This window comes from Latilactobacillus fuchuensis (assembly GCF_900258455.1).
GTDB lineage: Bacteria > Bacillota > Bacilli > Lactobacillales > Lactobacillaceae > Latilactobacillus > Latilactobacillus fuchuensis.
The window spans coordinates 274,532-298,345 of the sequence record NZ_LT984417.1; the positions used below are offsets into that span (position 1 = coordinate 274,532).

The following is a 23,814-nucleotide window of genomic DNA, read 5'->3' on the forward strand; positions in this document are numbered from 1 at the left end:
GGGGCTTAGCGTGGAAACCTTAATTCAAGGGATTACAAGTATTTCAATGGGCCAAATCGTGATGATGCTAATTGGCTGTTTGTTAATGTATTTAGGGATTAAAAAAGAATATGAACCGACATTATTAGTACCGATGGGGTTAGGGACGTTGTTAGTCAATTTCCCTGGCAGTGGGGTCTTAACCCAAGTCGTGGGGACGACTAAGACGGAAGGGGTCTTAGACGTTTTATTTAACGCTGGGATTAATACGGAGCTCTTCCCATTACTGATTTTTATCGGGATCGGCGCGATGATTGATTTCGGTCCGCTATTACAAAATCCATTCATGCTTTTATTCGGGGCAGCTGCTCAATTTGGGATTTTCTTTACCGTCATTATTGCCGTACTGTTTGGTTTTGATATCAAAGAAGCGGCTTCAATCGGGATTATCGGCGCTGCCGATGGTCCAACCGCCATCTTCGTTTCCAATCAACTAGCACCCAAGTTACTAGGGGCGATTACCGTCGCCGCGTATTCCTACATGGCGTTAGTACCAATCATTCAACCGTTGGCGATTAAAGCCGTGACGACTAAAAAAGAACGTCAGATTAGAATGACTTATAAATCTGAAAATGTTTCAAAAACAACTAAGATCGTTTTCCCAATTATTATTACGGTATTGGCCGGGTTTATTGCGCCAATTTCGTTACCGTTAGTTGGGTTCCTAATGTTTGGCAATCTGTTACGTGAATGTGGGGTACTCGATCGACTATCCGCAACTGCTCAAAACGAACTGGTGAACATCGTCAGTATTCTGTTAGGACTAACGATTTCAGTTAAAATGCAAGCGGATCTATTTTTAAACGTGCAAACCTTAATGATTATCGCTTTTGGATTAGTTGCGTTCATTATGGATTCAGTTGGTGGCGTGTTGTTTGCCAAATTGTTGAATGTATTCCGTAAAGAGAAAATTAATCCAATGATTGGGGCTGCTGGTATTTCAGCTTTTCCGATGTCGAGTCGTGTGATTCAAAAAATGGCTTCTGAAGAAGACCCTAAGAATTTTGTATTGATGTACGCAGTTGGTGCGAACGTTTCCGGTCAAATTGCGTCAGTCATTGCCGGTGGCTTACTATTATCGTTTTTTAGTTAAAGGAGGACCTGTAAGATGTGGACTAATTTAGAAACAGCTTTCGAGTTAATGCTCTTCGGGATGGGCGGCGTCTTTTTAGTACTATTCGTGCTCTTCTTGACGGCTAAGCTATTGATCAAATTTTTACCGGTGAAATAAGCGATGATGCTTAAAAGAATCTGGTTAGGGCTGAATCAAACTGAAACGCAACAATGGCAAGCCTTATTAGAACAAGCCGGATTAGCAGTTGATTGGCAGGTTGATTATACGATTGGGTTATTCGAAAATAAACAATTAATCGCAACCGGTTCGGTGTATGCCAATATTATCAAATGCGTGGCTGTCAGCAATCAGCAACAATCGCAAAACTTGTTAACGCAAGTCGTGCAGGCGTTATTAGATGATTTAGAAGCGAATCAACAAACGCATAGTTTCGTTTATACGAAACCGGGCACGGCTGATTATTTTACGGCGCTGGGGTTTAAAGCCATTGTCACAACCAAACAAGTGATTGTCCTAGAGCGAGGTTTCCCTAATTTAAATGATTACCGGCAACAATTACGGCAGGCCAAACAGGCCGGTCAACGAATCGGGGCAATTGTGCTGAATGCCAATCCGTTAACAATCGGGCACGAACATTTGATTCAGACAGCGGTCCAAGCGAGTGATCACCTCTATCTCTTTGTCGTTTCAGAAGAGCGCTCGTTATTTTCTGCGCAAGAACGATTGGCGATGGTTCAACAAATCGCGAATAAATATACGAACGTCACTGTGTTACCCACGAATCAATATCTTGTTTCTAGCATGACGTTTCCAAACTACTTTTTAAAAGATCGTGCTGATCAAAACCTAGCGCGCGTGCAAGCCGAGGTGGATGCGACGTTATTTGCGAAAGTCATCGCACCAGAATTGGCGATTACAACGCGCTGGGTGGGTGAAGAACCATTATCACCAGTTACGGCAATCTATAATCAACAAATGGCACACGTTTTTGGGACAGCGATTCAATTACAGATTATGCCGCGACTTGCAATCGCGGGTCAAGTTGTCAGCGCAACCAGAGTTCGAACGGCGATTAAGGCCCAGGATTGGTCGCAAGTCGCGCAATTAGTCCCAAAAGAGATTTATCCAATTGTGAAAGGAAGTATCGATGATGGAATTAAAACAAATCGCAACGGCCGGCACCATGGAATCTAGTGATTTAATGATTACATTAAGTCCTAATGAAACGGGTTTGGTCATTGACTTGCAAAGTAATGTTGAAAAACAATTTGGCCAACATATTCGGGCGTTAATCACAGAAATGTTGACGAAATTTAACTTAACGAATGTCACTGTGAGCGCTGTTGATAAAGGCGCTTTGGATTGTACGATTAAAGCGAGAACCGTCGTTGCAATCTACCGGGGTCTTGGTAAGACTGATTATGATTGGAAGGAGATCAACGCATGGATCGCTTAAGAAGAACGATGATGTTTGTGCCAGGGGCTAATCCAGCCATGTTACGGGATGCAATTTTGTACGGTGCCGACTCAATTATGTTTGATTTAGAAGACGCTGTTTCGATGAAGGAAAAGGATTCAGCGCGGATGTTGGTCTATAGCGCACTAAAAACATTTGACTACCGTAGCGTTGAAACAGTTGTCCGAATCAACGAACTCAATAGTGGTGGCAAACAAGATATTGAAGCGATGATTTTGGGTGGCATCAATGTGATTCGTTTACCTAAAACCGAAACTGCTGAAGATATTAAAGCCGTTGATGCCACGATTACCGAAGTGGAGACGCGTTATCAATTGCCAATCGGCACTACTAAAATGATGGCCGCGATTGAATCTGCAGAAGGGGTATTGAACGCCCGCGAAATTGCGACCGCCTCTAATCGGATGATTGGGATTGCCCTAGGTGCTGAAGACTATGTGACGAGTCAAAAGACCCGCCGTTATCCGGATGGACAAGAACTATTCTTTGCTCGAAATTATATTCTACATGCCGCTCGGGCTGCCGGGATTGCAGCCATTGATACCGTCTATTCAGATGTTGACAATGAAGCCGGTTTAAAACGAGAAGCCGCCTTAATTAAACAGTTAGGGTTTGACGGAAAATCAGTGATTAATCCGCGCCAAATTCCGATTATTAATGCGATTTATGCGCCAACTGAATCAGAAATTCAAAATGCTAAAGAAGTTTTAGCCGCGATTCAAGAAGCCGAAGCCAAAGGGTCAGGTGTGATTGCGATTAACGGTAAAATGGTCGATAAACCAATTGTTGAACGCGCCTATCGCGTACTCGCAATGGCGAAGGCTGCTAATATGGAGGTCGAATAATGGTTGTTAATAAAGTGGGCCGTGAGATTCCTAAACAATATGCAGATCAATATGGCGTCTATGCTGGTGAAGAAGCGAATCTTGCCGATTATCAACTGGCGACCAAACAAGTTCATCCGGTTAAACCTCGCGATAATAAACAATTAGCGTCCATTCATGACGCGATTGTGCAAACGGGTTTAAAAGATGGGATGACGATTTCGTTCCATCATCATTTTAGAGAAGGCGACTATGTGATGAACATGGTTTTAGCTGAAATTGCACGAATGGGCATTAAGAATATTTCGATTGCGCCTAGCTCGATTGCTAACGTTCATGCACCTTTGATTGATTATATTAAACAAGGCGTTGTGACCAACATTACCTCAAGTGGGTTGCGCGATAAAGTCGGGGCTGCCATTTCAGAAGGCATCTTAGCGAATCCAGTCGTCATTCGGTCACACGGTGGCCGGGCAAGAGCGATTGTCCGGGGTGATATTCATATTGATGTTGCTTTTCTAGGTGCACCTAGTTCAGATGAATACGGTAATGTGAATGGGACCAAGGGCAAAGCGACTTGTGGATCACTGGGTTATGCGATGGTTGATGCGCAATATGCCGATCAAGTCGTCGTCATTACGGATAGTTTAGTGCCATATCCGAATACACCAATCAGTATTCCGCAAACGTTAGTCGATTATGTGGTCGTGGTTGATGCAATCGGTGATCCAGAAGGGATTGCTAAAGGGGCAACCCGTTTCACCAAAAATCCTAAAGAGTTATTGATTGCTGAATACGCCGCTAAAATGATTACGGGTTCCGCTTATTTTAAGAATGGTTTCTCATTCCAAACCGGGACCGGTGGCGCCGCATTAGCAGTTACTCGTTTCTTGAAAGAAGCGATGATTGAAAATAATATTAAGGCCAGTTTCGTATTAGGCGGAATTACCAATGCCATGGCTGACTTATTGACAGATGGTTTGGTTGAAAAAATTATTGATGTGCAAGATTTTGACCATCCTTCAGCGATTTCGTTAGGGAATAATCCTGATCACTATGAGATTGATGCGAATATGTATGCCTCACCGTTAAGCAAAGGGGCTGTGATTAATCAGCTAGACGTTGCAATATTATCGGCCTTAGAAGTGGATACCGATTTTAATGTCAATGTGATTACCGGTTCTGACGGCGTTTTAAGAGGGGCTTCCGGTGGACATTCGGACACTAGTGCCGCTTGTAAAATGAGTATGGTGATTGCCCCCGTTGTTCGGGGTAGAATCCCAACGATTGTGGATCAGGTCACGACAATTGTGACACCAGGCAGCAGTGTTGATGTCGTGGTGACTGAATTAGGGGTTGCCATTAATCCACAACGAACTGATTTAATTGACATGTTTAAAGCGAGTCGAATTCCCCAAGTCACGATTGAAGAATTGAAGACGAAAGCTTACCAAATTACTGGCGAACCCGCACCAATCCAATATGGTGATCAGACGGTTGCGTTGATTGAATATCGGGATGGCACGCTAATCGATGTGGTCAAAAATGTCTGAATTAAGCTATTTGACGGGGCCGGAAATTACGTTAGTCGAGATGCTAAGTGCACGAGAACAAAGAGTCATGACGCAACAAACACTATTAAAACGGCATCCAGAGATGACGCTAGTCACCGCGACTTTAAGAATTCCGGGACCCATTAAAACAAGTGTTAGCCTGCAAGCATTGATGACTCAATTGAAGGGTCAGTTGCAAACCAATTATCAAGTTGAATTGGTCGAACAAAGGACTAATTTAACGGCCATCACGGGACCCGAGTTATATTTTGTGCTGGCTAAAGATGCTCAGTTAGTCAAACAAGAAATGATATCACTTGAAGCCCAACCGGGTTTTTATCAATTATGTGATTTGGATGTTTTGATTGATGAAGCGGGTGAATTAAGGCAAGTTAACCGCGAGCGTCTCCAGTTAGCTAGACGGCAGTGTTTGGTTTGTGGGCAAGACGCCAAAGTTTGTAGTCGTTCGCGCCAACATGGTTTGTCAGAAGTTCAAACAGTGATTGACGGTATTATTGAAGAGGAGGTGCTAGCCAATGAATAATCAAAAAGTAGCTTTTACGGAAACCGTGCTACGCGATGGTCAGCAAAGTTTAATTGCCACTAGAATGCCGATTGCAGATATGCTCCCCATTTTGAAGACGATGGATCAAGTCGGCTATCACGCTTTAGAAGTTTGGGGTGGGGCCACGTTTGATGCTTGTATTCGCTATTTAAACGAGGATCCGTGGGAACGATTACGCCAAATCCGTAAACAAGCACCCCATACTAAATTACAAATGCTATTACGGGGTCAAAATATCTTAGGTTACAAAAATTATGCAGATGACGTTGTGACGGCGTTTATTCAACAATCAATTGCGAATGGGATTGACATTATTCGTCTGTTTGATGCGCTGAACGACACCCGTAATTTGAAAACCGCATTAAACGCGACTAAGCAATACGGTGGACATGCACAAATGACGATCGCGTATACGACGAGTGATTACCATACGGTTGATTACTATGTTACTTTGGCCAAAGAAATGGCTGATATGGGCGCCGATTCGCTTTGCATTAAGGATATGGCGGGTATTTTAACGCCACAAACGGCTTATGAGCTAGTGTCTAGAATTAAAGCAGCGATTGAAATCCCGCTTGAGGTGCATACTCATGCGACTAGCGGGATTGCTGAAATGACTTATTTAAAAGCCATCGAAGCGGGGGCGGATATCATTGATACCGCGATTTCACCTTTTGCGGGTGGGACCAGTCAACCCGCCACGGAATCCATGCAGATTGCATTGCAAAATTTAGGTTATACGGTCGATTTAGATCAAACAAAATTAAACGAAATTGCGGATTATTTTGCGCCGATTCGGGATCGTTTTCGACAGGACGGCTTGTTGAATCCTAAAGTCAAAGATGTTCAACCTAAAGCGCTTGTCTACCAAGTGCCAGGGGGGATGTTATCGAATCTATTGGCACAACTGAAAGCCCAGAATTTAGAATCGGCGTACAGTGATGTTCTAGAAGAAATTCCGAAGGTGCGAGCAGATTTAGGCTATCCGCCATTAGTGACCCCGCTTTCCCAGATGGTTGGGACACAAGCGTTAATGAACATTATTAGTGGCGAACGTTATCAAATTATTCCAAACGAGATTAAGGATTACGTCAAGGGCCTCTATGGTCGGCCACCAGTGCCGATTCAAGCGGCAATCATTACCAAAATTATCGGGGATCAACAACCGATTACGCAACGGCCGGCAGACTTATTAGCACCTCAATTGCCTGATTTTGAAAAGGCCAGCCAACCTTACGCTAAAGGGATTGAGGACGTACTAATGTACGCGCTATTCCCTGAACAGGCGCGTGATTTTCAAGGCCGACGTGAGGACCGTTTCTATGATGTGCCGGTTCAAACCGTCGAAGTGGCTTTAACGCCAGAGTTTTAAGAGGTCAAAAAATAAAAAATTTAATAGTCAGCCACTAATCTGGCTGACTATTTGGTATAATTGTGCAAAATGACTGAAGGGGTGTTTTGCATGAATTTAGTAGTGAGCGCAGTGGCTAAAAATCTAGATTTATCACAAAATCAACCAATCAAAGAATTAGTATACGAAGCTTTTCGGAAAACGATTATCTTGGGGGATATTCCAGCCGGTGAACGGATTAATGAAAAGAACTTTTCCGAATCAATGAATATTAGTCGTACGCCAATTCGCTATGCTTTAAGACGTTTAGCAGATGAGGAATTAGTGATTCGAAAACCGGGTGTTGGTGTGATTGTTAAAGGGATTTCAATCAAGGATGCCTATGAAATTTATGCCATTCGCAAAGAATTAGACGCGTTAGCAACGCGACAAGCGATGCTCATCATGACCGATGCGGATTTTAAAGCCTTACATCAACTATTATTGACGACGAATCAATTAAATGAAGTTAACGATGTGGACGCCGTCTTAAGAAAGTTCTCAGAGTTTAATCAGATGATTTATGATAAAAGTCAAATGTATCGGTTGAAATCAATCGTGACGAAATTGCAAGAATATTTAATCTATTTTAGAGATATTTGTATTAAAGATAAAAGCCGTCGAGATTCTGCACTTCAAGAACATTGGTTATTGTATCGGGGGATGGTTAATCAGGATATTGACCAGATTAATTTAATTACACACGAGCATTTAGACCATTCGTTGGAATTTATCGTTAAAGAGATGAGGGAACATCACCTTGAATGACCAATTACGACAAACAGCACAAATTGCACGGCAATCATTAATCGAAGAGGTGACGCTAGCGCCCAAGCCGGGGTTAGTCGATCCAGTCTCAGTGGGTGCACATACTGATATGGATCATCAACTATTTCTAACCAGTATTGAAGCACTCAGTCCGTATTTAGAACAGTATATTAATCTCGGTTATACGAGTCAGTCTGACCAACAATTATTTGCTGAATTACGGACGGTTGGGCAACAAGCTGAACAGGCGATGTTGACTGCAACTCACCAGGTTAACACCCATAAGGGGGCTAATTTTTCGTATGCGTTCATATTAGGGGCACTAGGCAGGGCCTACCAGCAATGGTCACTAACCCAGTTGATTACAGCAGAGTTTGCACCAGTTTTTGAGATTATTCAGGGGATGACAACCGGTTTAGTGTCGCGTGATTTTCAGAATTTGGCGACCAAAACGAAGCTGAGCTACGGGGAACAATTGTACGTTGATTACGGCTTAACGGGTATTCGTGGTGAAGCAGAAGCCGGCTATCCTAGCTTAAGGTTGCTGGTTTTACCAATGTTAAGAGGCTCATCAACTAAATTAAATGAAAACCAACGATTGCAGTTGATGTTAAAGTTAATGGCCAACGTTCAGGATATGAATTTAATCCATCGTGGTGGGATTGAAGCTTGGCAACAGGTTAAAGCGACTGCGACAAACTTATTGACGCAAGATTTTCCAACTGATCTTAGTTTTAAACAAGCGTTACAACTTTTTGACCAACAATTAATCAAAAAAAATCTAAGCCCAGGCGGGACAGCTGATTTATTGGCATTGGGAATTTTCTTTGATTTATTAAACCAGAGTCATTAGTCAAGAATAGCTTAAAGGCGTTAGCAATCCGAATTAATGGGATTGCTAACGCCTTTTTGATTTGGTGACATTTAACTGACCACTTGATCCTGAAAGTTTTTAAAAATGGTTTGTTGATTGGTGGTTAGAATCAGAACAATCGCGTATTGTTCAGCGATTTGTTTCAGGTCGACTAATAATTGGCGAGCCGTTGTCGGAGTCAATTCGTCGAGATAATCAGCTAGAATGAACAATTGATGGTGGCCCAATAAACCGCGGACCAGTTGAATCCATAATTGTTGAATCGGTTTTAATTGTGCGCCGGGGGTTGTTTTGAAGTGTTTAATGTGTTGATTAATGAGCGATTCAAAAGGTTTTAGATCTTGATGTGGTTTCATCAAAAGGTTATCCCAACCGGTTAGGAAGGGAATGATTTTAGGATGCTGATAATCAATGATATAGGGTTTTTCAGGGGTCTGAAAAGTGGCACTGTGTACATCAGCAGTGGTTGCGAAGTAGAGTTTACCAGTTTCTAAGGGTTGTTTATTTAACATTTAAATCACATCCCGATGTTGTTTTTGTTTAGTATGGTGAATCATGATTATGATGACGCCGATTACCGGGATTAGCAAGGCTAATCCTGGTTGCCAGACTTGGCGTAAGACTTTGTTGGATAGTGTTTGTTTAGCGCTGTCGTGGAGCACTGGATTAATTAAGGAATCACTACTGAAATCGGTTAGATGATTCTTGAAGAGGGGGTTAAAAGCGTTTGGTTGCCGTTGAACGGTTTGCAGGGGGCGTTGTAGAAAATGTTGGTTGACGGCTTCCAAAAACTGCCAATATTGATCATTGAATAAAGCGCCGAGGATAATAATCGTCAGTAGGGCGAGTGCGATGACTAATAACGCTGTCATAAAATAATAACTGCTAATTTTAACGGTCGACCAGTTGGCACTCATAAAAGTTAACATATCTTGTTTTAACCATTTTAAAAGATAATAACTGAAAAAGAGGGCGCAGCAGACGCCGATTAGGAGTAGCGACCAATAGATTAATTGATAGGTTTTAATCAAATCTAAATTAGCGTGGAGTAGCTTGGTTAATAATTGATTAGCGGAATAACGCGCTTCGGAGGAGAAATTGGCGAGTTGGGTTTTCAATTGACTTAAATTGTGTTGGCCTAAACTAATCAGACCGAGCAGTAAGCCAATGATACCAAAGAAAAAGCAGTTAAATAAATAAAGACTGAGCGCGCTTTTTCGATAATAGTGAATATTCGCCAAAATAGATTTGATGAAAAACATGCTGCCACCTCCTGATATTCTCTAGTTTAAAGCCTAAGTGTGAAAAAAATATGAACTATGTGGTAAAAATTAGAGTGCAACTCACCACGGGAGATTCCGAGCATTAGCCTAGGCCGGTGAATAAAGACGGGTTAGGCTTTGTTTGCCGGACGTCGCTAAGCGTAAGAATCTGTGGTGAGAGGCACGTTTTGATTAGAGTGCAACTCACTACGGGAGATTCCGAGCATCAAAAAAAGCGCCGCGTCATCCGTTAATTGGATGATGCGACGCTTGGTTTAATTGGAACTACTGCTGTCACTGTTGCTGTTGCTTTCTTTGAGCGCTTTGCTCTTTGGGACTTCGGTTAAATCTGATTTATCCGTGGCGAGTTCAGGTGCATCCGTTTTGAAAAGATTTGCGGTTGTCTGATTACCATTTTGAGAGAAAAGGCTAGTTGATTTAGTGCCGAGTTGATTTTTAATATCAATTAATTGTTGATAACCCGATTGATAATTAAAATTACTAGGATCAACGGGTTTGAAGCCATCAGGCGTGTAGAAACGCAAGAGGTTCTTCTCGTTGACATCATCAGATAGACTTAATTCGTGGGTGACTTGTTTTTGCCAAGTCGCGACTTGTTTTTTAAGTTTGGCAGATGGCATAGTCACTTCGGTGCCATCGCTATTCTTATAAATCGTCCCATCTAAAACGGTGTAGTCAGGGGTGACAAAGTTATGATTCCGGAAAGCGACGACTTGATCGTGGTCGCTCGACATTAAGTCGGTTCCGAATTGAATATAATTGGTCGTATCAACCCCTAGAAGATGCAGAATCGTTGGTAATGCATCAATTTCACCACCATATTGGGTTTGAATCCCACCTTTGAGGCCCTTCATATTGATCATGAACGGTACCCGTTGGAGTTGCGCATTGTCGTAATCGCCCCAAGTGTCGGGATCACGACCGAGAACGCTCAATAGGGATTTATTATCCGAATTAGATAAGCCGTAGTGATCACCATATAGAACAATCATTGAGTTATCGTAAAGGCCGGAAGACTTCAGATAATCAAAGAATTCTTCCAAGGATTGATCGAGATAGTGGGCGGTCGCGAAATAGTTATTGACGGCCGTATTCTCGGTTGTTGCGCGCGGGAAGTCACCGTCTTTTTCCGGTAATGGGAATGGAAAATGATTGGTGACGGTAATGAACTTCGCGTAGAACGGTTGTTGCATTTGTTCGAGATATTTAATCGATTCGCCGAACAATAATTTATCCTTTAAGCCGTATTGTAAAACGTTGTCGGGACTGGTATTAAAGTAACTAGAATCAAAGAAATAATTGTAACCGAAATTTTTATAGACGTTGTTCCGGTTCCAGAAACTACCGACATTGCCGTGGAAAACGGCGCTGGTATAATCACCATTTTGTTTCAGAATAGAAGGTGCTGCTTGGAAGGTGTTGTCCGAACCTAAGGTGGTAAAGACCGACCCTTGAGGGAGTCCGTAGACACTGGTTTCCATCATATTTTCGGCATCACTGGTCTTGCCTTGGCCGACTTGATGGAAGAAGTTGCTAAAACTTAACGTATTTTGATCATGATAAAGACTATTTAAAAACGGTGTGACTTCTTGACCTTCGAACTTATAATCAATCAAGAATTGTTGGAAACTTTCCAAATGAATGACAATCACATTTTTACCTTTAGCGACCCCCTCGTAGCTAGCGTTAGGGGCGGCATAATGTTCTTTAATAAAGTTTTTAACCGGTTCTAAATCGTAACTTTCAGCTTGTGCGCGCACTTGGTTGTTTTGCGTGGTTTTAACTGCATCGTAAACGGTGAACGTATCGATGCCCAAATATTTAACGATGTAATTGCGGTCAAACGTTCGTGATAGGAGTTGGGGCCGATCCATTTCGCTGATACTTAAGTTAATCCCGAACAGTAAGACGGCGATTGAGGTGATACTGAACGCCCAGCGTTTCGAGAAGCGCCGTTGGTCGATTTTAATGACTTTGAATAATAATAATAAGGCCAAGATGATAATATCAAGCCAATAAAGCGCATCGTGCCAACTCATCAGCGCTAGCGAACTTTTGCTGAGTCCCGCGGAAACTTTCGAATAGCCTAGAATCGTATTAATCGTCATGTAATCGGTGAATTGACGGTAATAGATGACGTTAAAATAAAGTAACGCGGTGTTAGCGCCGTAAATGATTAGCCCAACCCAGTAACTCAGATGGGGTTGACGAATATAGAGGAGAATCCCAATTACCAGAAGCGTTGTCGAAAATGGGTTACAGATTAGAATTAACGTCTGCAGCAGATTGCTGGAGGCCAGATTAAAATCGGTAAAATATGCGAAGAGGGTTTTAATCCAAAATAAAAAGACTAGTAACGTTAAGAAGCCTAATTTAGTCGCTAGAAATTGTTTGATTTTTGCAAGTTTCAAGAAGCGTAACATCCTTTCCAGGAAAGACGAATATAAAGATAAAGTAATCAATATTGCTCTATTTTACCGCGCGGCGCGGGTGAGCGCAAACCAACTCGGCAGTTTAAATAGAAACTTAAAGTTTTCTAAAGCTAATTAGTCGCGTTTTGAAAAGAGTTGCGTGTAACGTGGATTCGGTTTTTCGGGGGTTAAAACGTGTTGATAGACGGCCTGTAACTCATGACCAATCTCAGTGATACTCTTTGATTCGGCGGTTTGATAACCTTGTTTTGTCAAATCAGGAACTGATTGTTCAACAATTGCGCGAATTAAGGCCGTGAATTCAGCGTTGTCGCGGCCCATGTAACAGTTCTGACGATCCGTTAACCAACCTTGATAAACTGGGATATCACGAACTAAGACGTTTTGATGACTCGCGAGTGCTTCTAAGACGACAATCCCTTCAGTTTCTTCATAAGATGGGAAGAAGAAGAGATCAGCACCGGTATAAGCGCCTTTTAAAACGTCACCTTTAATGTAGCCAGGGAATATGACGTTTGCCGAATGATCGGTTTGAACAATCTTACGGATGTTGCGTGGAATGCTATATAACGGGACATCGCCAAACCAAATAAAGGTATAGTCAGGCATGTGACGCGCAACTTCGACAAAATCCAATAGTCCTTTGCGTTTGAAGAAGAGACCGACGCAAATCACGACTTTTTGATCTGGTTTTAAATTGAAATAATCACGGAAAGCCGCTTCGCGTTTTGTGACTGGTTGATAGTTCGCTAAATCAATGCCGTTTGAGATCGGCGCAATCGGCACGGTTAAACCATATTGTAATAGGAGTTGTTTCGCGTATGGCGTGGGGGTAATCAGGTGATCAGCTCGGCGATAAAGGCTCACTAAGTATTTCTTAACAAATGGGGCGAGTTGATTAGAACCGATGAATGAGTTTTTGAAATCTTCTTCAGTTGAATGGGCGTGATAAATCACGGGTTTATGCAACTGACGAGCGCGGCGAATCATGCGCCGACTATTGAGACCATAGGTGTTAATATGTAAAATATCATAATTGTCATCTTTAGCATCTAACGTAAATTCAATGCCCATTTCAGTTAGTGCGCGTTTTTGGTGGTCCAATGCCCGACCAATGCCGGACTTGGCTAATAGTTTTTCGCTTTCGAAGTACAATAGAACTTTCATGTTGGCACTCCCTTAGAACGTATTAGGATTATTATAGCATAGCTGATTTAGAATCTGTTCGGGCTAAAGTCGGGCAAAACGGGTCAATTTTTAAGATTCGGTATAGTTCTAATCTAAATCCGTTACTTAGGCACGTAAAATGGTTATAATGAATTTAAAGAATGAAACTTAATGAACATAAAATGCAGGTTAGTTTAGATAGTGAGGTTAGCGGTTGTTATTTTTAGGTGGTTTTTATCAACAAATTATTTTGCCCTGGGCGCAGCAGTTTAATCATTTGCCGTTAGTGAAGTTAATGGTTGAAAGTCTCGATAAGACAATTTTATATTGTCTGATATATTTAGCGTGTCGGCTAGTGTATTGTCTAGTGAAACACCGGTCAACTAGTATCCGCGAAGAGCTACACCGGTTTGTCTTTGTCTTTTATGTCTGTTTACTAGTATCGTTGACCGTTTTACGGCATATTTATTATCCATGGCAACTGCAACTCTACGTTAATCGCCCGTTAAGTCAGATCAATTTAACACCTTTTGTTGAAACCCTTAAATTGAGACAAGCACCGGCCCAACTGGATTACTGGTATAACTTATATGGTAATATTTTATGGTTTATCCCGTTTGGTTGGTTAAAATCAGGCTTAGCCAAAAAACCGCATTCTGCTTTTAAAGTCATCTGCCAAGGGGCCTTATTATCGTTAGGCATCGAATCCGCCCAATTCATTTTAGGAACTGGATTGGCCGACATCGATGATTTAATTTTTAATACGATAGGTGCAATTATCGGTGTTATTTTATATCAGAGCGTTAATCGTCTGAAAAAGCGATAAATCAAGTGGGTTTATCGTTTTTTTTTGAAAAAAATTTAAGTTAGACGTCATTTATATGTAATCGCCATCATAGTCGATGCTATTGGATTCTGATTGGTATACCGGTTCGAAACCGCTTCAATGGTGCCGTTTTCGTACTAGAAATTCTAAAAAAATGTCTGTATAATGGATTTTTGTACTTTAAGAGAAGAAGAGGAATTTAGATATGGCTATTTTAATTGCATTAATCCCCGCAGTTGCATGGGGGAGTATCGGACTATTAAGTGGTAAATTAGGTGGCAATGCTTATCAACAAACTTTAGGGATGACAATTGGTGCGCTGGTTTTTGGAATCGGTACCTTTTTATTCCTACATCCCGTTTTAGACGCTAAAACAATGATTGTCGGGATTATTTCAGGGCTCTTCTGGAGTGTCGGTCAAGGCCAACAATTCCAATCGATGCAAGCCATGGGCGTTTCTAAAACCGTGCCCATGTCAACTGGGATGCAGTTAGTTGTCAATACATTAGCTGGTGCTTTATTGTTCCACGAATGGAAAACAACCCATGATTTTATCTTTGGGATTTTTGCGTTAGTGATTTTAATCGCCGGTGCCACTTTAACGTCAATGAAAGATCCTAAGAGTAACTTGGCTGCTAAAGAAGACACACAATTGGCCCGTGGTTTTAGAGCATTGCTCATATCAACGGCTGGTTATGGTGGTTACACGATTATCGTTAACTGGGCTCACGTTGGCGCAACTGCGATTGTCTTCCCACAAGCAATTGGGATGTTTATCGGTGCTTTAGTCTTTGCTATTTTTGGCATTGGTAAAGCGGTTTACAGTAAGAAAACAGTGCTTAACATTAGTACTGGTTTGTTATGGGGTTTAGGTAACTTGTTCATGTTGATTTCAATGAGTGATATTGGCTTAGCCATCAGTTATTCATTGTCACAATGTGGGATTATTATCTCAACCATTGGTAGTATCTTCTTATTAGGTGAACGTAAAACTAAAAAAGAAATGGTCTTCGTCACGATTGGCTGTCTATTAGTCATCGTAGGTGGGGTCACATTAGGTATGATGAAATAATTCGCGCTATGAGAGAACGCGATTATCAATTGCATATCAATTTAAAAAGCGATTTATCCTGAACTTGAAGGATAAATCGCTTTTTTGATTGGGTTTAAATTAATTTGCGTCGAGCGTGTTCAACAAATTTGAACTTATCCGAACGATGGACCGATTCAGTGAACTGTAATAACGTGTTGTCCTGCAGATGAGTTTCGCTTTTGACAATCACGACGGAGCTACCGGGTGTGATGTGTAGAATCGCTTGTTGTTCTTCGGTTGCTGGGGCGACCGTGACTTCTTTACTCGCGTAACCAATTTCTAAATGTTGTTGGTTTTCGAAATAATCGTATAAAGAATTAGCCGCGACGGTTTCGGTAATTGTGGGGACCACCGCTTGAACGACGTAATCGTTATCGATGACTAAGGGTTCGCCATCGACAATTCGCAACCGTTGAATATAAGTCGCGGGGATTACTTCGGTCGTGTCTAAATTGAATTTAGTTTGCGGAACCGTGGTTGTTGATAGTTTAAGAACCCGCGTTTCGGTTTTCATATCAAACAATTCATCTAATTCGTGATAACTCGTTAAACCAGAAATCGGAAAGGCGTAACGATCAAAGGTTAAAACGATGGACCCTTTCCCTTTAATCTTATGAATAAAGCCGTTTTCTAATAAGTTGGCGAGTGCTTTGCGAACCGTTTCGCGGGAAGCGCCGTAGAGTTCAGTCAGCTCATTTTCACTGGGAAGATAGGTATTGGCTGGATAAAGTTGGTGGGTGATCTTGCGAACCAAATCGCGATAAATCATTTCGTATTTTTTCATCATTCATTAAACTCCTAATATCAATAAGTCTATCATATAAATTATAACGGTCAGATGCAAGCGCTTGATGACAAGTCTAGACAAGTTTTAAAAATATTTTGTAAGCGGTAATATAAAACGTTTGACAACTTGTACGTACATGATATATGATGAGCTTGTTAACAGAAAGCGCTTTAATTATTTGCAATCATTTATTCTAGGGAGGTCATGATTATGGCTCAAAAAGATTATTCACAACTCGCCAAAGCAATTGTCGCTGGGGTCGGGGGAAAAGGTAACATTGATAGTTTAATTCACTGTATTACACGTTTACGTTTTTATTTGAAGGACGAAAGTTTAGTGCAAACCGAAACAATTAAAGCGTTAGATGGCGTGATTAGCGTTCAGCAATCATCTGGTCAGTATCAAGTTGTGATTGGCAATCAAGTGACGGCCGTTTATGATGCCGTGATTGCGGAAATTGGTGTCGAATTTGCAGATGAAGAATTAACGTCTGAAACAGTCGCCCAAACAACGAAACAACAAAATTTAACACCGTGGGGCCACGTTAAAGCAGGTTTCAGTCAATTATTAGGCGTTATCACGGGGGCAATGAGCCCAATTGTCGGCATGTTAGCGGCGAGTGGGATTTTAAAAGGGGTTTTGGCGATTTTAACCATGCCTCAATTAGGTGAAATCGTTAGTCCTAAGAGTGAAATTTTTATCGTGGTAAATGCAATTGGCGATGGTGTTTTCTATTTCTTACCCGTCTTAGTTGGGTTTACAGCGGCGAAGAAGTTAAAAGGCGATCCAGTGATGACCGCTGTGGTTGGGGCCATTTTGGTTCACCCATCCTTGGTCGCAATGAATGGCAAATCATTATTAACGATGGGCAGTTTGAACTTTCCAATGGTTAACTATACGTATTCAATTTTCCCAATGATACTAGCAGCATGGTTAGTGGCTCGTTTAACGAAATGGGTTAAGAGCTGGTTGCCTGGCTATCTTCAAATCATCTTTACGCCGCTAATTGTCATTACAATCACGGCTGCAATTACCTTATATTTAACGGGTCCAATTATTACTTGGCTATCAACAGGTTTAGCATTTGGGATTCAATGGTTACTTTTAAAGAGTGGTTGGTTATCAGGGCTATTAATTGGTGGTTTCTACCAAGTGCTGGTTATCTTTGGACTACATTGGGGCATTCTACCATTATTGGCCAACGATATTGCCGCAACGGGTCACAGCTACTTGAATGCGATTTTAAGTACGACGATGGTTGCGCAAGGGGCAGCAGTTTTAGCCGTTGCGATTAAAACCCGCAAAACAGAGTTAAAAGAACTCTCATTTGGTGGTGCGATTTCAGCTTTCTGTGGGGTCACAGAACCCGCAATTTACGGGGTCAACTTGAAGTTTAAACGCGTCTTTATTTCTGGTTTACTTGGTTCAGCAGCCGGCGGTTTTGTCAGTGGTTTACTACACGGCAATATGTTTGGTTTTGCAGGTTCATGGATTGGTTTTGCATCATTCTTAGATCCGAAGAATCCAAGCGATTTATCAAACTTATGGGTTTTCTTAATCGCATCAACGGTCGCAACGGTTGTGCCATTTATCGTGACTTACGTTTGGGGTTACAATGATCAAATGCAAGCTGGCGATGGTTTGGCAAAACCTAAGAAACCTGGTACCGTAAAATAATTTTTAAAGCATAGGAGACGAATCGATATGGAATGGTGGCAAAAAGCGACGGTTTATCAAATTTATCCGCGTAGTTTTCAAGATTCAAATGGTGATGGGATTGGTGATATTAACGGGATTATTCAACGGTTAGATTATTTAGCTGATTTAGGGATTGAATTAATTTGGTTAACACCAATGTATGTGTCACCTGGTCGGGATAATGGGTATGACATTGCTGATTATTATCAAATCGATCCGATTTATGGAACGTTGGCTGATTTCGAACGGTTATTAAAGGCCGCCCATCAACGTGGGATTAAGATTATGATGGATATGGTTGTCAACCATACGTCTGATCAACATCATTGGTTCCAAGAAAGTTTAAAATCAAAAGATAATCCGTATCATGATTATTATTTATGGCAGGATCCCGTTGACGGTCATGAACCGAATAACTGGTTATCGAAGTTTAGTGGTTCCGCTTGGGAATACGTGCCAGCTTTGAATCAATACTATTTACATCTCTATGAAAAGAGTATGCCCGATCTCAATTGGCGCAATCCGCAGTTGCGGGCTGAAATCTTCAAAATGATGCAATTCTGGGCTGATTTAGGGATTGATGGCTTACGTCTCGATGTCATTAATAATATTTCGAAGGATAAAGATTTTCCGAATGATAGCTTTAAAACGCCAAGCGATGATGGTCGCAACTTCTATACGAACGGTCCCCATGTGCACGAATATTTACACGAGATGTATCAACAAATCTTTGGCCCTAATCAATTCGTGACGGTTGGTGAATTATCATCGACACCGATTGCCGAAGCGATTAAATATACGAATCCAGAACGCGAAGAATTATCGATGGCCTTCACGTTCCACCACGTCAAAGTCGATTATACGGGTGGCAAGAAGTGGACCTTGGGACACTGTTATTTACCCGATTTAAAACGGGTCTTAAGCGATTGGCAAACGGGAATGGCCGCTGGTGGCGGTTGGAACGCATTGTTCTGGTCCAATCATGACCAACCCCGCGCCATTTCACGGTTCCTCAATGATGGGCAATACCGGGATCAATCCGCTAAATTACTCGCACTTGTGGAGTTTGGGTTGCAAGGCACCCCGTATATTTATCAAGGTGAAGAAATTGCGATGAAGAATGCGTACTTCACCGATATTAAGCAGTATAATGATCGTGAATCGATTAATGCTTACCATCAGATGCTCGCTGACGGGCATACTGATGCTGAAGCGATTACGATTTTACAACAAAAATCACGGGAAAATTGTCGGATTCCGATGCAATGGGATGACAGTGTTCATCACGGTTTCACGACCGGCACGCCGTGGTTGCAACCGGTATTGCACGACGATTATTCGGTTACTAAAGTCATGCAAGCACCAGACAATGTTTTCGCGTTCTATCAGACTGTGATTCGATTGCGCCAAGGCCAACCATTATTATTAAGCGGCCAATACCGACTGTTGGCAGCTGATGATGAAGCGGTCTACACTTACGAACGGTTTGATCAACAACAAGTGATTCGCGTCATGGCTAATTTTACTGACCAAGTTCAAGTTCGGGAGATGCCAGAAGGGGTACAAAGCTTATTAGGCAACTATCCTGAGCAGACGATGAAAGATCAAAAAATCACCTTGCAGCCTTACGAAGCGGTGATGGTACGATATACGGAAGAAGGTTAAGCTAATGTTTGGTTTTTTGAAAAAAGAAACGAGTGTTGAATTGAAAGCACCCACTAGCGGTTTGTTTGTCCCTTTAGCAGCAGTCTCCGACGAAGTATTCGCTAGTAAGGCAGTTGGTGATGGGTTTGCAGTGACACCAGCGGAAAATGTGAATCAAGTGGTCTCACCCATTGACGGCGTGGTTAGTTCGATTTTTCCAACGAAACACGCGATTATGTTGACGACTAAAGCGGGCGTTGAAATTCTGCTTCATTTGGGCATTGATACGGTTGAATTGAACGGCGCACCGTTTACCATGTTGGTTACTGAAGGTGCCAAGGTGCAACAAGGCGCGCCACTGGTGACGGTCGATTGGTCCCAAGTAATCGCAGCCGACAAGGAAACCACTGTGATGGTGGTTAGTGCCAACGCGACGTTTGAATTAGCAGATGCTGTGACTGGCGAAGTCAGTCCAGCAACGACCATCGGGACTTTCAAGTTAATGACAGATTGAAGGGGTATTTATCCAACGAATCATTATTGAATCGGATGACTTCGGTATCACGACCGGAGTCTCCAAAGGGATTCTAGCAGCATTGCATCGCCAAATCGTGACTTGTACTAATGCCCAAGTGACATCGGCTGATTTTAGCCCTAGTGTTCAACTGGCGCGCCAAGAAGGGGTTCACCAAATGGGGCTTCATCTGGTCTTAGATCGTGATCAGCCGGTTAGTCGGCCGGCGCTAATCCCGACGTTGATTAAGCAAGACGGCCATTTCTGGGATTATGCGACACTCCAAAAACGGGTTGCAAAACTCAATCTGCAAGAAGTTCGCCTTGAATTTCAAGCGCAGATTGACCGGTTTCTGGCGAGCGGTTTACAATTAACTCATTTAACCTCACACCATTTTGTGTCGACGTTATCACCGGCGATTTACCAGATTGTGTTAGCATTAGCTGAACAGTATCGGGTGCCGGTGCGCAATGAATTGTGCCAGTTATCGACGGCGGCACAACGACCGTTTGACGAGATTAGTCGGCAGTTTAATGTGACGTTGTCGAGTCGGTTAATCATGCATCAACACACAGAACCGGTGTTAACCGAACGCGGCTTAACGGCGCAATTAACAGCGACGACGGCTGAACAGGTACCAGTCGTGTTGACCCATATCGGTTGGTTATCCGCTAGTTTGCGCGCTAAAAGTAGTTTGACAACCAATCGGTTAGTTGAATGGCAAACATTAGACGGTTTGAAGAAGCGTGGTTATTATCAACGCCACAACCTTGATTGTGTGACGTACCAATCTTTGATGAAGTAGGAGGCCAGTTTCTTGGCGTATCAGCATTTAACGATTTTAGGGGACAGTATTACGGATCGGCGTAATCATTATGCGACTAAATGGTATTACGATTGGTTAGCAGAATGGCAAGCGATTCCTAAGGTTACTAACTTAGGGATATCAGGGAGCACCATTGCACCACCGTACGATCCGATGGTGCAACGTTGGCAAGCGATTCCCACCGATACCGATTTACTCTTAATCTATGCAGGGGTTAATGATTTTGGACGTGATACACCGTTAGGCCAGTTTGGCGATCAGACGGCCGCAACGTTTTATGGTGCACTGAGTCAATTATTGGGTCGGATTAAACGTCAACGACCAATGGCCGACTGCTATTTTATTTCACACGTCATGATTGGAACGACTTTCTTTCCGGCGGTTAATCATTGGGGCTATCGGCAAATTGATTATGAACAAGCGATTCAAAAAGTGACGACAGCATTTGCGGTTGCGCATATCAGTTTATACCAACACCCTGAGTTATCGTTTGCCAATGCCGGGCAAGCTGATCGATTAAGTCTAGACACATTACATCCCAACGATGCGGGACATTTGGCGATTGCTAAAGTATTAAATCTAAATTTAGAAACTAACGAAAAGGACCACTTTTAACGAAGTGGCCCTTTTTTAGGCGGTTGCTTTAGTGAACGCGAATCGTTTATAATGTAAACAATCTTTTCAAAACGTATTGGGGAATGCTATGAAATTTAATAGGATCGTGGGTCTAACATTAATGATGATTAGCTTATTAAGTGGTTGTCAGTCGAAGCAGCAGTCAGAACCAAAACAATCACAGCAACAAGCAGCGGTAGCCAGTGAGCCGCAACAGTTCTATCAAAAGAAAGTTAAGGCGTATTGGTTACAATACCAGCACCAACAATTTTTTGTGAGTGCTCAGCAACCAACGACTTCTTTGGCGACGAAGCACCAATTAAAAGCCTATTTAGCAATTGAACGACAGGAAACACTGTCACATGACGCTGCACAAAAATTAGCGCAAAACGGTTTTATTTTTAAAGCAACTCAGCCCATTAAATCGGTTGGTCAGTATGGATACGGGTGGATCACAGTGGCGGTTAATCAAAACTATACAACTGGGGCCTTGCAAACAACCGCTGATATTGACCATCCATTATATAATCAATATAAAATAGTGAACATTCACGCCATAAAAACAGGGCTGTGACATAAGTCTTTAAGCAAGCATTCCTTTTCGACGCGTGCCAGAACTCATCAATTTCCGTTCAAATCAAAAAAACGTCTATCCTTGTTCGGGATAGGCGTTTTTTCAACTCGATACTCAATTGAAAACGTGCCAGAATCCGCTGATTCCTGTGCTTAGCGACGTTTCGCGAATAAGTCCATAACCCGGACTATATTTACGAAACTAGGCTAATGCTCAGAATCAAACCGTGGATTCTAGCACTCAATTGATAACCGAGTTCTGTCACAGCTTGTGTTTTTTAGAATAATTGGCCAATTCCGTAGTGAATTGCCATGGTGATGAGTCCGATTAGAATATTGCGGATGATGGCGACTTTCACTTTGCCGTCGCCGAGTTTGGAGCTGATGAAGGCCGTCATCGAAACGGCGATGGTGACGGCGATAATTGTGCCGGTCATTTTGTAAGCTTCAGGTAGTAAAATCATTGCGACCAGCGGGAAGACACCGCCGAAAGCGGCCGAGAATAGGGATGAAAAAGCGGCTTCCCATGGATTCATGTAATGGCCGAGTTCGAGATCGTATTTGACGTTGACGATTGTTTCGAGCGGTTTTTTATGCATCAAATCTTGGGCAATGGCTAAAGCTGTTTCGGAAGTGACCCCCTTTGATTCGTAGAAGGCTTGGACTTCTTGAATTTGATCGTTTTTAGCATTTTTCAACCGCTGTTGTTCAATCGCGACAGCGGCCTTTTCAGTGTCACTTTGCGAACTCACTGAGGCGTATTCACCGGCGGCCATTGAAAAGGCACAGGCTAATAAATCAGATAAACCGGCGATAAAAATGGTGAAATTATTGGTGGTCGCTGCCGCAACGCTGAAGAGCACGCCAACAACGGTTAAAATGCCATCGTTGGAACCTAATACACCAGCGCGCAAGGTATTCATTTTTTCTTCCATGGTTTGTTTCTGTTTTGTTTTAAGTCGCATATTAAGTCAGCTTTCCAATCTTTAGTGGGCAAATAAGGAACCGATGGCGTAAGTGACCAGCATCGTGATTAAACCTGAAATCACATTTCGGAGAATGGCTTTGGGCCGATTAGCATTTCCTAAAACTGCCGCTGTATAACCAGTAATCGATAGGGCAATCATCACTGCAATAATCGTCCCAATGATTTTGAAGTGGCTGGGCAGTAGAATAATCGCTAGTAATGGTAGAATAGAACCAATTGGAAACGAAATGAGGGAAGCAACTGCGGCCGCATAAGGATTCGTATAGGCGGTTGGATCAAAGCCGTATTTCTCGCGAACGACCGTTGTCACTGCATCAGCGGACATCATTTCGGTGGACGCTTTAGCCGCTAGTTCTGGGGCAATCCCCGTTTTAATGTATTTTTGACGAACAAAAGCGAGTTGTGAGTCATAATTACTGGCAAGATTGAGTTGTGTATTGATGACGGCAATTTCTTGGGCGTCTTTTTGCGTACTAACCGAAACATATTCACCCATCGCCATCGAAATCGTACCGGCTAACATGCCCGCAATGCCTGAAATAAAGATAGCGAAGTTATTGCTAGTCGCACCAGCCACGCCGATGACAATACCGGCAACGGACAGAATACCGTCGTTAGCGCCCATGACACTAGCACGCATAATATTAATTTTTTGAGCAAGAGAGAGATGATCTGTCATAGCAGCCTCCGATAATTTATTTTATTTAATAATCATTATAAAGTAGCAACAATTCTATTTTAAACAATTGATGTCAAAAGTCAAGTTAGGACTTGCCTTATAGTGCACTAGAAGGTATATAGTC

The 23,814-nt window shown here is 42.4% G+C and carries 25 protein-coding genes; 18 read left to right on the forward strand and 7 right to left on the reverse strand.

Features of this window, described 5'->3' with window-relative positions; genetic code table 11:
• The first annotated feature begins 10 nt into the window (after positions 1 to 10).
• The 10 genes from LFUMFP_RS01255 (at position 11) to citG (ending at position 8,544) form a co-directional block, all read left to right on the forward strand.
• Positions 11 to 1,132 carry a sodium ion-translocating decarboxylase subunit beta gene (locus LFUMFP_RS01255; protein ID WP_025082886.1) on the forward strand — a complete coding sequence of 374 codons (1,122 nt, stop codon included), beginning with the start codon at positions 11 to 13 and terminating at the stop codon, positions 1,130 to 1,132.
• Positions 1,133 to 1,147: 15 nt separating this feature from the next.
• Entirely contained in the window at positions 1,148 to 1,270 is a 123-nt protein-coding gene (locus tag LFUMFP_RS09995) for an OadG-related small transporter subunit (protein ID WP_035438956.1), read from the forward strand.
• 6 nt (positions 1,271 to 1,276) lie between these two features.
• Entirely contained in the window at positions 1,277 to 2,308 is a 1,032-nt protein-coding gene (gene citC, locus LFUMFP_RS01260) for a [citrate (pro-3S)-lyase] ligase (protein WP_233210607.1), read from the forward strand.
• A complete protein-coding gene (gene citD, locus LFUMFP_RS01265) occupies positions 2,265 to 2,570 on the forward strand; it encodes a citrate lyase acyl carrier protein (RefSeq protein ID WP_106482903.1) in 306 nt (101 codons plus the stop codon). Before citC ends, citD begins: the two co-directional genes overlap by 44 nt.
• The gene (citE, locus tag LFUMFP_RS01270; protein ID WP_106482904.1) at positions 2,558 to 3,436 is read left to right on the forward strand and encodes a citrate (pro-3S)-lyase subunit beta; all 879 of its coding nucleotides are present in this window, start codon (positions 2,558 to 2,560) and stop codon (positions 3,434 to 3,436) included. Before citD ends, citE begins: the two co-directional genes overlap by 13 nt.
• On the forward strand, positions 3,436 to 4,968 hold the full coding sequence (citF, locus tag LFUMFP_RS01275; protein WP_106482905.1) for a citrate lyase subunit alpha: 1,533 nt from the start codon (positions 3,436 to 3,438) through the stop codon (positions 4,966 to 4,968). The genes citE and citF overlap by 1 nt, the downstream gene beginning before the upstream one ends.
• Positions 4,961 to 5,512 (forward strand): citrate lyase holo-[acyl-carrier protein] synthase, encoded by a 552-nt coding sequence (citX, locus tag LFUMFP_RS01280; RefSeq protein ID WP_158697714.1) that lies wholly within the window; start codon positions 4,961 to 4,963, stop codon positions 5,510 to 5,512. The genes citF and citX overlap by 8 nt, the downstream gene beginning before the upstream one ends.
• The gene (locus LFUMFP_RS01285; protein WP_106482907.1) at positions 5,505 to 6,905 is read left to right on the forward strand and encodes an oxaloacetate decarboxylase subunit alpha; all 1,401 of its coding nucleotides are present in this window, start codon (positions 5,505 to 5,507) and stop codon (positions 6,903 to 6,905) included. Before citX ends, LFUMFP_RS01285 begins: the two co-directional genes overlap by 8 nt.
• A 90-nt stretch (positions 6,906 to 6,995) precedes the next feature.
• The gene (locus LFUMFP_RS01290; RefSeq protein ID WP_025082893.1) at positions 6,996 to 7,691 is read left to right on the forward strand and encodes a GntR family transcriptional regulator; all 696 of its coding nucleotides are present in this window, start codon (positions 6,996 to 6,998) and stop codon (positions 7,689 to 7,691) included.
• Positions 7,684 to 8,544, forward strand: coding sequence for a triphosphoribosyl-dephospho-CoA synthase CitG (gene citG, locus LFUMFP_RS01295; protein WP_025082894.1), 861 nt, complete (start codon positions 7,684 to 7,686; stop codon positions 8,542 to 8,544). Before LFUMFP_RS01290 ends, citG begins: the two co-directional genes overlap by 8 nt.
• Positions 8,545 to 8,615: 71 nt before the next feature.
• Here citG and LFUMFP_RS01300 read toward each other — a convergent pair whose 3' ends face one another.
• The 4 genes from LFUMFP_RS01300 to LFUMFP_RS01315 form a co-directional block, all read right to left on the reverse strand.
• On the reverse strand, positions 8,616 to 9,077 hold the full coding sequence (locus tag LFUMFP_RS01300; RefSeq protein WP_025082895.1) for a hypothetical protein: 462 nt from the start codon (positions 9,075 to 9,077) through the stop codon (positions 8,616 to 8,618).
• Positions 9,078 to 9,827 (reverse strand): hypothetical protein, encoded by a 750-nt coding sequence (locus tag LFUMFP_RS01305; protein WP_025082896.1) that lies wholly within the window; start codon positions 9,825 to 9,827, stop codon positions 9,078 to 9,080.
• Positions 9,828 to 10,102: 275 nt separating this feature from the next.
• Positions 10,103 to 12,271 (reverse strand): LTA synthase family protein, encoded by a 2,169-nt coding sequence (locus tag LFUMFP_RS01310; RefSeq protein ID WP_106482908.1) that lies wholly within the window; start codon positions 12,269 to 12,271, stop codon positions 10,103 to 10,105.
• 123 nt (positions 12,272 to 12,394) lie between these two features.
• Complete coding sequence (locus LFUMFP_RS01315) at positions 12,395 to 13,447, reverse strand: LTA glycolipid anchor biosynthesis glycosyltransferase, IagA/BgsA family (protein ID WP_106482909.1); 1,053 nt, start codon at positions 13,445 to 13,447, stop codon at positions 12,395 to 12,397.
• 214 nt (positions 13,448 to 13,661) lie between these two features.
• Here LFUMFP_RS01315 and LFUMFP_RS01320 point away from each other — a divergent pair, with 214 nt between their 5' ends.
• Both LFUMFP_RS01320 and LFUMFP_RS01325 read left to right on the forward strand, forming a co-directional pair.
• Positions 13,662 to 14,273 (forward strand): VanZ family protein, encoded by a 612-nt coding sequence (locus tag LFUMFP_RS01320; protein ID WP_106482910.1) that lies wholly within the window; start codon positions 13,662 to 13,664, stop codon positions 14,271 to 14,273.
• Between the two features lie 205 nt (positions 14,274 to 14,478).
• Complete coding sequence (locus LFUMFP_RS01325; RefSeq protein WP_056950466.1) at positions 14,479 to 15,345, forward strand: GRP family sugar transporter; 867 nt, start codon at positions 14,479 to 14,481, stop codon at positions 15,343 to 15,345.
• A gap of 94 nt (positions 15,346 to 15,439) precedes the next feature.
• Here LFUMFP_RS01325 and treR read toward each other — a convergent pair whose 3' ends face one another.
• Complete coding sequence (gene treR / locus LFUMFP_RS01330; RefSeq protein ID WP_025082899.1) at positions 15,440 to 16,153, reverse strand: trehalose operon repressor; 714 nt, start codon at positions 16,151 to 16,153, stop codon at positions 15,440 to 15,442.
• 210 nt (positions 16,154 to 16,363) lie between these two features.
• Between treR and LFUMFP_RS01335 the strand changes: the two genes are divergently transcribed.
• The 6 genes from LFUMFP_RS01335 to LFUMFP_RS01360 all read left to right on the forward strand — a co-directional run bounded on the left by LFUMFP_RS01335 (position 16,364) and on the right by LFUMFP_RS01360 (position 22,024).
• The gene (locus LFUMFP_RS01335; RefSeq protein ID WP_056950469.1) at positions 16,364 to 17,830 is read left to right on the forward strand and encodes a PTS transporter subunit EIIC; all 1,467 of its coding nucleotides are present in this window, start codon (positions 16,364 to 16,366) and stop codon (positions 17,828 to 17,830) included.
• A 27-nt stretch (positions 17,831 to 17,857) separates the two neighbouring features.
• On the forward strand, positions 17,858 to 19,516 hold the full coding sequence (locus LFUMFP_RS01340) for an alpha,alpha-phosphotrehalase (protein ID WP_106482911.1): 1,659 nt from the start codon (positions 17,858 to 17,860) through the stop codon (positions 19,514 to 19,516).
• A 4-nt stretch (positions 19,517 to 19,520) separates the two neighbouring features.
• On the forward strand, positions 19,521 to 20,009 hold the full coding sequence (locus LFUMFP_RS01345; RefSeq protein ID WP_106482912.1) for a PTS sugar transporter subunit IIA: 489 nt from the start codon (positions 19,521 to 19,523) through the stop codon (positions 20,007 to 20,009).
• A 25-nt stretch (positions 20,010 to 20,034) separates the two neighbouring features.
• Positions 20,035 to 20,814 (forward strand): ChbG/HpnK family deacetylase, encoded by a 780-nt coding sequence (locus LFUMFP_RS01350; RefSeq protein WP_269843912.1) that lies wholly within the window; start codon positions 20,035 to 20,037, stop codon positions 20,812 to 20,814.
• A 12-nt stretch (positions 20,815 to 20,826) separates the two neighbouring features.
• A complete protein-coding gene (locus LFUMFP_RS01355) occupies positions 20,827 to 21,450 on the forward strand; it encodes an SGNH/GDSL hydrolase family protein (protein ID WP_025082903.1) in 624 nt (207 codons plus the stop codon).
• 88 nt (positions 21,451 to 21,538) lie between these two features.
• Entirely contained in the window at positions 21,539 to 22,024 is a 486-nt protein-coding gene (locus LFUMFP_RS01360) for a hypothetical protein (RefSeq protein ID WP_025082904.1), read from the forward strand.
• 277 nt (positions 22,025 to 22,301) lie between these two features.
• Here LFUMFP_RS01360 and LFUMFP_RS01365 read toward each other — a convergent pair whose 3' ends face one another.
• Together LFUMFP_RS01365 and LFUMFP_RS01370 are read right to left on the reverse strand one after the other, a co-directional pair.
• Positions 22,302 to 22,988, reverse strand: a complete 687-nt coding sequence (locus tag LFUMFP_RS01365; RefSeq protein WP_056950471.1) for a VIT1/CCC1 transporter family protein — start codon at positions 22,986 to 22,988, stop codon at positions 22,302 to 22,304.
• Between the two features lie 21 nt (positions 22,989 to 23,009).
• The gene (locus LFUMFP_RS01370; RefSeq protein WP_106482914.1) at positions 23,010 to 23,690 is read right to left on the reverse strand and encodes a VIT1/CCC1 transporter family protein; all 681 of its coding nucleotides are present in this window, start codon (positions 23,688 to 23,690) and stop codon (positions 23,010 to 23,012) included.
• Between the last annotated feature and the right edge of the window lie 124 nt (positions 23,691 to 23,814).